The sequence below is a fragment of the Paenibacillus sp. J31R109 genome (assembly GCF_059692055.1).
The window spans coordinates 366,440-378,876 of record NZ_JCAUAR010000001.1 but is presented as its reverse complement, the minus strand read 5'-3'; the positions used below and the strand labels follow the sequence as shown (position 1 = coordinate 378,876).

General features: G+C 44.4%; 14 protein-coding genes. 4 read left to right on the top strand and 10 right to left on the bottom strand.

The features are described 5' to 3' along the window. Window positions 1-96 precede the first annotated feature (96 nt). Window positions 97-1,194 (top strand): hypothetical protein, encoded by a 1,098-nt coding sequence (locus tag AC58QT_RS01590; RefSeq protein WP_497407436.1) that lies wholly within the window; start codon window positions 97-99, stop codon window positions 1,192-1,194. Between the two features lie 40 nt (window positions 1,195-1,234). Beyond that, window positions 1,235-1,723 (top strand): hypothetical protein, encoded by a 489-nt coding sequence (locus tag AC58QT_RS01585; protein ID WP_497407435.1) that lies wholly within the window; start codon window positions 1,235-1,237, stop codon window positions 1,721-1,723. Window positions 1,724-1,766: 43 nt separating this feature from the next. Here AC58QT_RS01585 and AC58QT_RS01580 read toward each other — a convergent pair whose 3' ends face one another. Next, complete coding sequence (locus AC58QT_RS01580; protein WP_310226975.1) at window positions 1,767-3,098, bottom strand: PhoH family protein; 1,332 nt, start codon at window positions 3,096-3,098, stop codon at window positions 1,767-1,769. 113 nt (window positions 3,099-3,211) lie between these two features. Between AC58QT_RS01580 and AC58QT_RS01575 the strand changes: the two genes are divergently transcribed. Next, entirely contained in the window at window positions 3,212-3,760 is a 549-nt protein-coding gene (locus tag AC58QT_RS01575) for a YhcN/YlaJ family sporulation lipoprotein (RefSeq protein ID WP_497407434.1), read from the top strand. A 40-nt stretch (window positions 3,761-3,800) separates the two neighbouring features. Here AC58QT_RS01575 and AC58QT_RS01570 read toward each other — a convergent pair whose 3' ends face one another. From AC58QT_RS01570 to AC58QT_RS01545, 6 genes are all read right to left on the bottom strand, one after another. After that, window positions 3,801-3,944, bottom strand: coding sequence for a hypothetical protein (locus tag AC58QT_RS01570; protein ID WP_497407433.1), 144 nt, complete (start codon window positions 3,942-3,944; stop codon window positions 3,801-3,803). Between the two features lie 198 nt (window positions 3,945-4,142). Further along, window positions 4,143-4,421: a hypothetical protein gene (locus AC58QT_RS01565; RefSeq protein ID WP_497407432.1), complete on the bottom strand. Its 279-nt coding sequence runs from the start codon at window positions 4,419-4,421 to the stop codon at window positions 4,143-4,145. Beyond that, window positions 4,418-4,861: a hypothetical protein gene (locus AC58QT_RS01560; protein WP_497407431.1), complete on the bottom strand. Its 444-nt coding sequence runs from the start codon at window positions 4,859-4,861 to the stop codon at window positions 4,418-4,420. The genes AC58QT_RS01565 and AC58QT_RS01560 overlap by 4 nt, the downstream gene beginning before the upstream one ends. 16 nt (window positions 4,862-4,877) lie before the next feature. Continuing rightward, window positions 4,878-5,156, bottom strand: coding sequence for a YlaH-like family protein (locus AC58QT_RS01555; RefSeq protein ID WP_310499112.1), 279 nt, complete (start codon window positions 5,154-5,156; stop codon window positions 4,878-4,880). Window positions 5,157-5,303: 147 nt separating this feature from the next. After that, window positions 5,304-7,145, bottom strand: coding sequence for a translational GTPase TypA (gene typA / locus AC58QT_RS01550; protein ID WP_497407430.1), 1,842 nt, complete (start codon window positions 7,143-7,145; stop codon window positions 5,304-5,306). A 164-nt stretch (window positions 7,146-7,309) separates the two neighbouring features. Then, window positions 7,310-7,852, bottom strand: coding sequence for a hypothetical protein (locus AC58QT_RS01545; protein ID WP_310226965.1), 543 nt, complete (start codon window positions 7,850-7,852; stop codon window positions 7,310-7,312). Window positions 7,853-8,018: 166 nt separating this feature from the next. Between AC58QT_RS01545 and AC58QT_RS01540 the strand changes: the two genes are divergently transcribed. Then, a complete protein-coding gene (locus tag AC58QT_RS01540) occupies window positions 8,019-9,224 on the top strand; it encodes an MFS transporter (RefSeq protein ID WP_497407429.1) in 1,206 nt (401 codons plus the stop codon). A gap of 23 nt (window positions 9,225-9,247) precedes the next feature. Here AC58QT_RS01540 and AC58QT_RS01535 read toward each other — a convergent pair whose 3' ends face one another. The 3 genes from AC58QT_RS01535 to AC58QT_RS01525 form a co-directional block, all read right to left on the bottom strand. Beyond that, window positions 9,248-9,928 carry a TerC family protein gene (locus AC58QT_RS01535; RefSeq protein ID WP_497287764.1) on the bottom strand — a complete coding sequence of 227 codons (681 nt, stop codon included), beginning with the start codon at window positions 9,926-9,928 and terminating at the stop codon, window positions 9,248-9,250. Window positions 9,929-9,999: 71 nt separating this feature from the next. Beyond that, complete coding sequence (gene thiI, locus AC58QT_RS01530) at window positions 10,000-11,208, bottom strand: tRNA uracil 4-sulfurtransferase ThiI (protein ID WP_497407428.1); 1,209 nt, start codon at window positions 11,206-11,208, stop codon at window positions 10,000-10,002. After that, on the bottom strand, window positions 11,205-12,383 hold the full coding sequence (locus AC58QT_RS01525; protein ID WP_497407427.1) for a cysteine desulfurase family protein: 1,179 nt from the start codon (window positions 12,381-12,383) through the stop codon (window positions 11,205-11,207). The genes thiI and AC58QT_RS01525 overlap by 4 nt, the downstream gene beginning before the upstream one ends. Between the last annotated feature and the right edge of the window lie 54 nt (window positions 12,384-12,437).

Below are 12,437 nucleotides of genomic sequence, written 5' to 3'. Positions count from 1 at the left end.
AAGGTCTAATACTTACCTTTCCCCAAAGGTAAGTATTTTTTTGTGCTTCATTTAATAGAAATATGATAATCTATTCATAGGGGGAGAATACCATCAATGAATGCTAAGAAACTCACAGCGCTGCTGTTATCCATTGTTTTGCTTACACTACTCACATTGCCTTACAGAGCCGCTTTGGCTGAAGAAACGAAGTCTCCACAAGACGAAGCCAAAGAGTTGCTCCAGAAAGGTCTAACTATTTTTGAGATTGATAAAGAAGTTGCTCGGCTTAACGATCAGGATGCCAAAATTGGTGATCAAATCAAACAGAACGAACAAGATATCGTGAAACAGAGCGGTAACGTTGAGTCGACTCGTAAGCATGCAGGTAAAGTATTAAGAGCTTACTATACAGGCGATCGTGATTCGATCTGGATGCTGCTCTTCGCGGCCAATTCTTTCACTGATGTCTTGCGCATGTTCGAATATTTACAAATGATTATTACGAATGACCATCGCTCACTCGCGAAGTTCACGGACTCATTTGAGCAGCTCACTAAGCTGCAAACGGAACTAGCCAATTCTCGGACAGAGCTGCAAGTTACCAAAGAGAAATTTCTACAGCAGCGTGAAAGACTCGTTAAGCTTCAAGAAGAGTTGGACAAACAATTAGCTGTCAGTGCGCAAGCTCAGGTCATAGCGAGCCAAATTAAGAGTTTAAATGATCAATGGAAGCAAGAAGGCTTGCCTTTGGCGAGGGACTACTTGGACCATTTATCTATGGCGTTCCATGATTTGCCGCAATTCCTAATGAAAGACACCAAATATATTAATTTCACTTCCAAAACACCTATCATCAGCCTGACGGATGCAGATTTCAATGCCTATCTTCACTCTAAAAGCGAGCTGCTGCAATCGCTGAATTTTGAATTCAACGATGGATCTATGGTGGCAACAGGCAAAAAAGGCGGATTGCAGATTGCGATCTCCGGCAACTTCACTCTGCTTACCACCGCAGATGGAATGAATGAAGTTCGATTCGTCGTCGATGATTTAGAATTCAATGAATTCAAGCTACCAGACACCACCATCGAAGACTTTACGAAAGAATTCCAACTGGGCTTTATTCCGAAAAAAGTGGCCAGCTTCCTCGACGTCCTTAGTGTCGAGACCAAAAAAGGCGTGGCAGTTGTGAAACTTAAATTATCTCTGTAGACTAGTGGAGATAATGCATGGAAAAGTGAGGAATAACAAAATGGATTTCAAAATAGGTCTGATGATGGATCTGCCTGACGGAAAAATACCTGGCTTCTATGCCCAAATCGTAAAAGCACTCGCGGGTAAGGTCGAATTATTCGATCGCGATAAAGAATTACTGATTGTTAGTAACGAAGAGCAACAACGCGCCGTTCTTGCGGTAATGGCACAATTCAACATTGAAACAACGCTAATGGACTTGCGTTTGCTTCATGATGAAGCAGAATTGACAGATCTATTTAGTGACTACGGTTTTACAAGCCGCGCTGAGCGCAACTATTTGTATGATAAAATCGTGATCCCTTTTCGGCTCACTGCCAACAGCCCGTCTGCGGAAGTGGATCAAGCTGCACGCCAGGTTGAAGAGCACCTCATCGCGCAGTATAAGGACGGAGATCACGATGTCTACGTGGTTGATCGACAGCTCGAAGAGCTCATGCATGGTATTGCCAAAGCTTATCGCTGCAGCATAGAAATATTGCGCTAACACAGCAAAAAGCCCACATCAGCAGATGTGGGCTTTTCTTATTTTATAGCAGATCAGCAGCCAATTGGGCCAGATGCGAGCGTTCGCCGCGCTCAAGCGTGATATGTCCACTAATCCCTTCCTGTTTAAAGCGTTCTACCACATACGTAAGCCCATTACTCGAAGCGTCTAGGTAAGGATGATCAATTTGATCCGGATCCCCCAGGAGAACGATTTTACTGCCCTCTCCAACGCGTGATACGATGGTTTTCACTTCGTGCTTAGAAAGATTCTGTGCTTCATCAATGATAATAAATTGCCCAGGAATAGACCGGCCACGGATATAAGTTAACGCCTCTACTTGAATACTGCCTAGACCAGCTAGTATTTTCTCAATATCACCTGGTTTTTTGGTATCAAACAAGTATTCCAAATTATCATAGATCGGCTGCATCCAAGGGCGCAGCTTTTCATCTTTTTCACCAGGCAGGTAACCAATATCCTTGCCCATCGGGACGACCGGACGAGCAATCAGCAACTTCTTGTACTTACGATCATCCTCAATTTTCATGAGCCCCGCAGCTAACGTAAGCAGCGTTTTACCTGTACCCGCTTTCCCAGTTAGGGTGACGAGCGGGATATCGTCATTGAGCAGAAGCTCAAGAGCCATTCGCTGCTGCGCATTCCGCGCGGCAATTCCCCAGATGGGATCATTACTCATATAAAGCGGCTCAAGCTTTTTGGCATCTGGCGTAACTTTGAGCAATGCAGACTTGGAAGAACCGAGCTCATCACGCAGAATCACAAATTCGTGAGGATGCAGCATATAGCTTAGATTGAGTGAAGTAACGGTCAAGAAGCGATACGAATAAAATTCATCAATGATGGAAGGATGTACAAAAAGTGTGATATAGCCGGTGTACATGTCGGTTTGAGCTACAATCCGATCTGTTAAGTAATCCTGTGCCGGAATACCAAGTACATCCGCCTTAATTCGGACCAATGTATCCTTACTAACGATAACAACGGGTCGAGCCTCGTCATTCTCTTGCTCTTCCAGATGGTAGTTCAAGGCAACCGCTAGAATGCGATTATCGTTGGTTAATTCAGCAAATGTATCTTGCAGCTTCGCAAAGCTGCGATGATTGAGTTCCACTTTAATGCTGCCGCCATGTCCAAGTGTGATGCCATCGGATAAATTACCTTTGGCTCTTAATCCGTCTAGCAACCTCGAAACATGTCTAGCATTGCGACCGATTTCATCCGCATTTCGTTTCTTAGAATCGATTTCTTCCAACACCACGGCGGGTATGACCACTTCATTATCTTCAAATGCGAATAAAGCATTAGGGTCCTGAAGCAGTACATTGGTATCTAACACGTAAATTTTTTTCATTGGTGTGTCCCCTCCCAGATTTGGCGTTAGATCATTGGTTATATTCGTACATACAACCTAACCGTACAGGACAAACTAAACGCGAGATTCAAGGAAAGAAGGGAACGATTCTGGTGAGACTAATATACGTATACGGACTGATATTGATCCTCGCGGTAGGCTGCAGTCAAGCGCCGAAAAGTGGTGCCCCCTCTCAAGATACGAATCAAAGACAAGTAAAAGTTCAACAAATTGCGCCGCAAAAGCTTGAAATCAAAGATTCTAAGGCAGTTGCAGCGCATTTGGAAAACCTAGCATTGGGTATCCCTCAAGTCGAAAGCGCTCATTGCGTGGTCTTTGGCAATACAGCAGTCGTCGGCATTAACATTAAGAAGGAGCTTGATCGCGCCAAAGTCGGAACCGTGAAATACTCGGTTGCGGAGGCTCTGAAGAAGGATCCTTACGGCGTGAATGCGATCGTCACTGCGGATATGGATCTAGATCAACGCTTGCGCAACATCAGGGATAACATTCAAGCAGGAAGACCGATCACAGGCTTTGCAGAACAAATGGCTGATATTGTTGGTCGTGTAATGCCTCAACTGCCCCGTGATATTCGCAATGATCCGGATATCGATAATGCAGGCCCTAATGGGAATAGCCCACAGGTTCCAACCCGTTAAATCACTGAAGATGACAAAAAGCCTGACTGCATACGCAGATCTAGGCTTTTTTTATCGCATCAAAAACTTGACCGAGGGGGAAAACGGCATCTCGGCTCTCACAAGCTTTCGCATATTCAGCTTGAATGATCATGTGGGCGCTATCTATCCATTGCATCGGTGCAGCTGTTTGAAGTTCAGCCATATCGTTTGCGCCTCCTACTAGGTGGTTGAAAACGCTCCTTACACTTACAGTATAGCATAGCGAGTGCCAAGCGTTCCACCATTATGTATCTATTTTCAATTAAGCGGGCACTCCTTTATTGCCCAGATATACTTTAGTGTACGTTGATTTATTAAAGATATGTCCGTAAATCATTTTGTCATTCACAGCGTTAAATTACTACTGATTGTAAATCGGATTCGAGTTAATATCAGCTAACAGCTTTTCCACACTCTCGCGATCGAAACAATGTTTATGATATTCCCCTTCTTGTTCGTAGCCAATCCAAACTTTCATCGAATCCTCAATTGACAGTACTTCTAGCTTACTAATCCCATGATCTTCAACTAAAATAAGTGCGAAAAAATCCAACGTTTCTTTCGCCGCTTCATCTGAAGGACGAGCCTCCGACACAATATGCATTTGCAACCAATTGAAAAAAGCATCCCCTAGTTTCATCGAAAGCGTCCATCCTCTCTTAGTAGAACGATATCATACCCTGCATCCATCCATGTCAGCCACTGCCTTATCCAACCTTCGTGCATTTCATAGCAAACTTCCTTTTGTTCATCCATCGTCTTGACCAAAGCCTTAGTCTCTGTCTTATTCAATAAACGGTCCAGAAAGGCTTCTGCGCAATGTGAAAGATGAAAAGGTTCGCCATCAAACACAATATCTCCTTCATGCGTTAAATCTAATTCTACGAGCTCTGACCCACACATTTCTTCCTCATCGCTCAGCAGCAAACTGGATTTGAACATCGCAAGTAATCTGGGGTGTTGCCGGCCAGCAAGCTGACGAAATGCTTCAAATTCGGCATCTGGCTGACACATGATTCGCTCTGCGCCTAGGACAAGCGGCGAATAACTGAGAATAGGCGTAATCCAGTATAGGGTCATAAGCTATAGCTCCTAACTATGATGTAGGTCGTTTACCCGTTCTTTTTTCGATAAAATAGCGAATTCTCACCATAAACATGAGTGAAATAGCCACAGCCAAACAAAGAACGATAGGCAGTCCTACAATTTGAAATACGAGCAGCATGACAGATCCAATCGCTAGCAGCACATAAATAAGCGCAGTTTTGAGGACAGGCAATTTGCGCGTACGAAATACTTTATTGTACACATAGGACATGAACACAAAGATTAATAGATACGTGATAAAGAGGTGATTGGCAAACCATTCATTCAAGGCAGTCAACGAATATACACTCCATTTCATTAATTAAGTTAAGTCACCTAAGATGAGTCATTCTTCATTATCCCTTAAAACCGCAATAAAATAAAGGGAAATGCGGCTGGAAAGCCGACATTTCCCTTTATTCGAATACTTTGTGAATTATGCGTTAGCTTCAGCCATTTTGCGGTTCTTCTCAGCACGCTCGCGCTCGCTCTTGTTCAAGATCTTTTTACGGATACGAACAGATTTCGGTGTTATTTCACAATACTCATCATCGTTCAAATACTCAAGTGCTTGCTCCAAAGAATACGAACGAGGTGTTTTCATTTTCACTGTTTCTTCTTTGTTCGCGGAACGAATGTTGTTGACCGCTTTTTCTTTACAGATGTTAACGATGATATCATTATCACGTGTATGCTCACCAACAACCATGCCTTCGTAAACTTCTGTTTGTGGATGTACGAACAAGATACCGCGATCTTCGACAGAAAGAATTCCGTAAAGTGTGGATACACCAGATTCGCTGGATACAAGTACGCCTTCATGACGTCCGCCAACGCCAGCTCCTTGGTAAGGGCCGTAGCTGTCGAATGCATGGTTCATAATTCCGTAACCACGCGTTAGTGTCAAGAAGTTCGTTCTGTAACCGATCAAACCGCGTGCTGGGATCTTGAACTCTAGACGAACGTTACCGCTGCCGTTGTTAATCATGTTGACCATTTCAGCTTTACGTGAACCTAAGCTCTCCATAACGGAACCCATGCTGTCTTCTGGAACGTCGATGATTAAATGCTCAATCGGCTCCATTTTTTGACCGTCGATTTGACGAATGATGACTTCTGGTTTGGAAACTTGTAATTCAAAGCCTTCACGGCGCATGTTCTCGATCAAAATACCTAAGTGAAGCTCACCGCGGCCAGATACGATAAATGCATCCGGGCTGTCTGTATCTTCAACACGAAGGGAAACGTCTGTTTCAAGCTCTTTATATAGACGCTCACGGATTTTACGGGAAGTAACCCATTTACCTTCACGACCCGCGAATGGCGAGTTGTTCACGATAAATGTCATTTGAAGGGTTGGCTCATCGATTTTCAAGACTGGCAAAGCTTCTGGGTTCGTAGGATCTGCTACTGTTTCACCAATGTTAATATCTTTGATACCTGCAATGGCAATGATGTCCCCCGCAGCTGCTTCTTCAATTTCAATACGTTTCAAACCGCTGAATCCGAAAAGTTTTTCGATTCTAGCTTGTTTTTGTCCGCCTTCACGTGTCATAACCGCAACGGTTTGACCTTGACGGATTTTACCACGGTTCACACGGCCTACACCAATACGACCCAAGTACTCATTATAATCCATCAATGTAACAAGGAATTGAAGCGGTTGTTCAACATCTTCCGTTGGAGATGGAATGTGGTTAACAACTGTTTCATAAATAGCTTCCATGTTCGCATCTTGTTTCTCTGGATCAAGGCTTGAAGTCCCTTGCAATGCGGATGCATATACAACGTGGAAATCAAGTTGCTCGTCAGTTGCACCAAGCTCGATGAACAAATCAAGAACTTCGTCAACAACTTCTTGCGGACGCGCGTTCGGACGGTCAATCTTGTTAACAACGACAACTGGGGAAAGATTGCTTTCAAGTGCTTTACGCAAAACGAACTTTGTTTGTGGCATTGTACCTTCGAAAGCATCAACAACCAACAATACGCCGTCTACCATTTTCATGATACGTTCAACTTCTCCACCGAAGTCAGCATGTCCTGGTGTGTCTACAATGTTAATCAAATAGTCTTTATAGTTAATCGCCGTATTTTTGGCAAGGATGGTAATACCGCGTTCTCTCTCTAGATCATTAGAATCCATTGCTCTTTCTTGAATAGCCTCGTTATCGCGGAATGTTCCGGACTGTTGAAGCAATTTATCTACGAGTGTTGTTTTACCGTGGTCAACGTGCGCGATGATGGCAATATTGCGAATCTTGTCTCTTGCATGCATGAATGTCAAACCCTCTCTACCCTATAATTTTCGTCTCTGTTCATAAAACAAGCGTCGGACATAAGCGCCGACGCTTGACATTTACCCTTAGTATACGCAGTTTCTCGACATTATGCAAGATAAAAGGCACAGGATTCGAAACTTTTCACTGGAAAGAGGCGAGATCACCACAATCTCCGCTTTCGGAAAATCATGGAAAGTCCAGCAATGACAAGGATCAAAGCGATTACATAAATCCCTAATTTCACTAGGATGGTCAAAGCAAACAGGGCTACTGAAACGCCTCCTAATACCATTGCTGCGATCCAAATGCCGCGATCACTGCCTCTTTCAAATAAATGAAGTTCGTATAAACCGATCGCTGGTCCTAAGATAAAGCCTGGCCATAAATAACTCATTGAACTCCATCCAAATATATTGCAAAAGAAAAATAAAAGTGCATAAGTAGTCAAGATGCCGCCAGGGACAAGGACGCCTGCTGGTAATCTACGATTGAAATACAAGAAGTGAAACAACAAGCCAGGTACGAGAAGTACAAGCGGCCAAAAGAAGGAAACTAATACTTGGAAAAATCCCAACTTACCTAACAGCAATAAGACGGCCAAGCCAATAAATAATATACCAATGGAGTAGCTATTTCTAGCGATGGGAATCCCTCCTTTAAATGTAGGCTGGTGAAGGCTCAAACTTGTTATGATAACCCACACTCGACACCTTTCAACAATTATTTTATCTCACCTCTCCCGAAATTGCTAGGTGTTTATCGTAACCTCTCCGTGCGTTCAATTCCAATTGACTGGGTATACTAAGGCACGCACGAAGGCCTCCTGCATAGCGGTCAACGTGTGTCAGCTGTTCAATTGGGGAGGAATCATGGCGCACACTTTTACTAGCAACAAAATACAACGGAAACCACTATGGACGAAAGCATTTTTGATTACTTCGCTTGCTAATTTACTTCTTTTCTTCAGCTTTCAAATGCTTATCCCAACGATCCCTACACATCTTTCACAGTTAGGTGGGGACAACGTGCAGGTAGGCCTCGTCATTGGCATTTTCACTGTCTCCTCTCTCCTTACACGCCCCTTTGCTGGAAGAGCGCTAGACCGATTAGGTCGAAAACATGTCCTTCTGGTAGGTTTAACCATATGTGCACTTACCATTGCCGGATACTCCTATATCGCTGCAGTCACATTAATTCTAGCAGCACGTTTTGTTCATGGGATCGGCTGGGGGCTATCGACGACTTCTCTGGGAACTGTGATCGCCGATATTATCCCTCCAGAGCGGCGAGGTGAAGGCATGGGGTATTACGGGTTATCGAATACCTTAGCTATGGCGGTCGGCCCACTTACGGGACTATGGGTTATGCAATCCTTAGGGTTTTCCTATGTTTTATTATGCTCAACCCTACTCGCCCTGTTATCCATATTCAGTTCCCTTTTCATTACATATCCGAAGCCCCTTCCACCATTAAAAGCTTTCAACCGCATTCGATTAATAGATCGCCTTTGGGAACAGACCGCACTCCTCCCATCTGCGTTGCTCCTCTGTACTGCTATTTGTTACGGCGGCATTGTTACCTTCATCACCTTATACGGCATAGAAGCCCATATCCCGAATGTGGGCTTGTTCTTCCTTTGCAACGCCAGCATGGTCCTGCTCGTTCGCCCCATCACGGGTGTTCTATTTGATCGCAAAGGTCCTGCGTGGGTACTGCTGCCAGGCGCAGCATTTACGATTAGTGGACTTTTGCTGCTTTCGTATGCACATTCCAATGCAAGCTTGGCTATTGCAGCATTCTGCTATGGCGTAGGATTTGGTTCAATACAACCCGCCCTGCAAGCTTGGACGATTCAGCGATCTTCCCCTGAGCGGCGTGGCGCCGCCAACGGAACTTTCTTCTCCGCCAACGATCTGGGTATTGGTTTAGGTGCTTTAGCACTTGGAGCACTTGCCAATTGGAGTGGCAGCTATGCCATGATGTATCGATACTCAACCATCTTAATCGTGCTATTCCTAGTCATCTATGGCTGGTCATTCTGGTCTTTGGTATGTTCAAAAAAAACAGCACACTGACCTATGGTCAGTGTGCTTAACACTCATTCATTCCTTGTCTTAAATTGAAACACGCGTAAACCTTTGGCAATACCACCTGCCGCGATGACAACAATGGTTGCCATGATAGGGATCCAAACATGTAAAAACTCATAATCATGCAGTAGCCAATCAATCATTTTCTCATCTTTAACAAACATTTCCCCAGCGGTGTAACCTAGAATTCCTGCTCCGATAAAAACAAGAATCGGATATTTCTGCAATAAATTCATGACGAGCGTACTTCCCCAAATAATGATCGGAATACTCAACCCGATTCCTAAAATAATGACGGTATTATTGCCATTTCCTTTGGCTGCAATCGCTAGAACATTGTCCAGACTCATGATGAAATCCGCGACAATGATGGTCCAAATCGCTTTACCAAGCGTTGAAGCTTCCTTAACATTGGAATGCCCCTCTTCATCCGTAAGAAGCTTAATGGCAATCCACAAGAGCAAGATAGAACCGCCAGCTTGGATAAACGGAATGGAAAGCAGACTTACTGCAACAAGCGTCAAAACTAACCGTAGGGCGATAGCTCCAAACGCCCCCCACCAGATCGCAAGCTTTCGCTGTTCAAGCGGCAGATTTTTGCTTGCTAAAGCAATAACAACCGCATTGTCGCCACTCAATACAATATTAATTAACATTATTTGCAAGAATAATAAGAGCGCATCAATCATGCTTCACGTCCTCCTGTCGAACATGGAGAGCAAGTGATTGGAATAGTTGAGATCACAGCTGCAGAGAAGAGTTAGAATAAATGGGCATTGGATTCCTTTTTCAATTGTCCATGAACGATTTCAATAGTTTCTGTTTCTAAAACTGCTTTGTCTATAAGCTCATTTAGAAAACCCATGCTGTTCTCTAGCTTCTCCACCAGACTGAGGTTAGGATTCGTACTTGGTGACGGTGGCAGAAATAAGGAACAACAATCTTCATAAGGTAGAATAGATATCGGGAAAGTTCCGATCGATTCCGCAAGGCCAATAATTTCTTGCTTGTCCATCATCATCAACGGTTGTAGAAGCGGTATTGTCACCACACTTCCAATCGCATGTAGACTTGGCAGAGTTTGACTAGCAACTTGGCCCAAGCTCTCCCCTGTAACTAGTGCTCCTAGCCCTTCTCTTTCGGCAATTCGCTCTGCAATTCGGTACATTGCTCTCCTTATGAGAGTGACAAGCAGATTATCTTGATAGGCACTGTGAATAGAGGTTTGAACCTCTGTGAAGGACACCATGTGAAGCTTAATAGCATCTGTGTAGCCTGCTAACTGATGCGCAAGCTCAATAACTTTATCCTTGGCACGCTCACTGGTATAGGGGTAGCTATGGAAATGAATCGCCTCCATCGTCAAACCCTTCCGCATCGCTAACCAACCCGCTACAGGGCTATCAATACCTCCAGACAGCATGAGCAGTGCTTTACCACTAGTTCCTGATGGGAATCCCCCAGCCCCTTCTATTACTTCTACGTATAAAAGCACCTTTTCCTCTCGGATTTCTACTCGCAGCTCTACTTCAGGCTTTCGAACATCTACCTGTAGCCCCGAAATAGCTTGAAGCACATATCCGCCTACTAAATAATTCATTTGCTGAGAATCATGCGGAAATGCTTTATTCACTCTGCGCACAGTTACCTTAAAGGTCGCTGGTTGTTTAGGCAGTGACTGCATCATCCTCAGCGCTGTTTCTTGAATCACTTGCAAGTCTAGTGGAGCATGGTAAGCTGGACTGAAGGATGCAAGTCCGAAAACACGCTGTAAAGCAGCAGAAGCCTGTTCATAAGCGGCACCCCCTAGCTCCACATATACGCGTCCAAATTCAGGAATATACCTAACATCCGGAAAAGAACTCAAAACTTTACGAATTTGAATCATGACACTTCGTTCAAAACGGCTGCGATTTTTACCTTTCAGCATCATTTCGCCAAACCGTAGGATTAGACAATCCGGTTTCATCTTCGCTTCCCCCTTTGGATAACGGATGGGTTTCTCATGGGAGCAAGCTCCTGTACCACCTCTTGTAACAAACGTAAAAACAGCTCAATATCTTGCATCCGATGTTCATCAGAAATACTTACTCGTAAACCGCTGGCGGCTAAATCTCGACTTATGCCCATGGCAAGCATGACCTCACTCGGTTCTGATTCCCCGGATGTGCACGCAGATCTAGTTGATATGAAGATCCCCTTCTGCTCTAACGCATGTACGACAACCTCAGCCTTCATCCCCGCAAAAGCAAAATGAACTATATGAGGCGACAGCTCTTGTTCCACATCAGGAACCGTCAGTTCAAGTTCTGGAATTGCCACAATACCCGCTCGCAATTGCTCACTAAGCTTGTATTTATGCGTCATTTTCGCTGCTTGATTATCCATACTCATGCGCAGCGCCTTCGCCATACCCACAATTAAAGGGACATTCTCCGTACCAGAGCGTACGCCGTATTCTTGTCCCCCACCAGCAAGCAATGGTTTGAGCTGTACACCAGCCCTCCGATACAAGAAACCCGCGCCCTTCGGCCCTCGGAATTTATGTGCTGATGCACTGCAGAGATCGATTCCCCAGACTTTTGGAAGCAGAGGGAGTTTCGCAATACCTTGTACGGCATCCACATGAAACATGATCTTGGGATACCCAGCAAGAAGACGACCTATTTCTTGAATCGGTTGAATGGTGCCGACTTCGTTATTTACATACATGCTACTAACTAGAATGGTATCTTCACAAATCGCAGCTTGAAGCTCCTCTAACCGAACTCTTCCTGTCTTCGATACGGGTAAATAGGTAACACGAAAACCCTCCCGCTCTAATTCGGCAAAAACTTCCTTCACTGAAGCATGCTCGATTTGTGTCGTAATCAGATGTTTGCCACGTTGTTGATAGTTGTAGGCTACACCTTTAATCGCTAAGTTATTACTTTCCGTACCGCCAGACGTACAAATAATATCACTTGCAGCAACATCAATTGCAGAGGCAATGACCCCCTTCGCACTCTGCAGAAGCTTTTCAGCTTCCACACCTAATCGATGGATCGAGGATGGATTGCCATAATGAGACTTCATCACTTCAGCGATCGTATCTATCACTTCATCATAAAGCGGCGACGTTGCCGCGTAATCCATATAAAGCATGTTCTGCAGATTCCCCTTCATACCTATAAACTACTTCATCTATACATGCTAAGA

Coding starts and splice junctions, on each gene's coding strand:
- AC58QT_RS01590 (WP_497407436.1), top strand. CDS start 97: ATGAATGCTAAGAAACTCACAGCGCTGCTGTTATCCATTGTTTTGCTT.
- AC58QT_RS01585 (WP_497407435.1), top strand. CDS start 1,235: ATGGATTTCAAAATAGGTCTGATGATGGATCTGCCTGACGGAAAAATA.
- AC58QT_RS01580 (WP_310226975.1), bottom strand. CDS start 3,098: ATGAAAAAAATTTACGTGTTAGATACCAATGTACTGCTTCAGGACCCT.
- AC58QT_RS01570 (WP_497407433.1), bottom strand. CDS start 3,944: ATGGCTGAACTTCAAACAGCTGCACCGATGCAATGGATAGATAGCGCC.
- AC58QT_RS01565 (WP_497407432.1), bottom strand. CDS start 4,421: ATGAAACTAGGGGATGCTTTTTTCAATTGGTTGCAAATGCATATTGTG.
- AC58QT_RS01560 (WP_497407431.1), bottom strand. CDS start 4,861: ATGACCCTATACTGGATTACGCCTATTCTCAGTTATTCGCCGCTTGTC.
- typA (WP_497407430.1), bottom strand. CDS start 7,145: ATGCATGCAAGAGACAAGATTCGCAATATTGCCATCATCGCGCACGTT.
- AC58QT_RS01540 (WP_497407429.1), top strand. CDS start 8,019: ATGGCGCACACTTTTACTAGCAACAAAATACAACGGAAACCACTATGG.
- AC58QT_RS01535 (WP_497287764.1), bottom strand. CDS start 9,928: ATGATTGATGCGCTCTTATTATTCTTGCAAATAATGTTAATTAATATT.
- thiI (WP_497407428.1), bottom strand. CDS start 11,208: ATGAAACCGGATTGTCTAATCCTACGGTTTGGCGAAATGATGCTGAAA.
- AC58QT_RS01525 (WP_497407427.1), bottom strand. CDS start 12,383: ATGCTTTATATGGATTACGCGGCAACGTCGCCGCTTTATGATGAAGTG.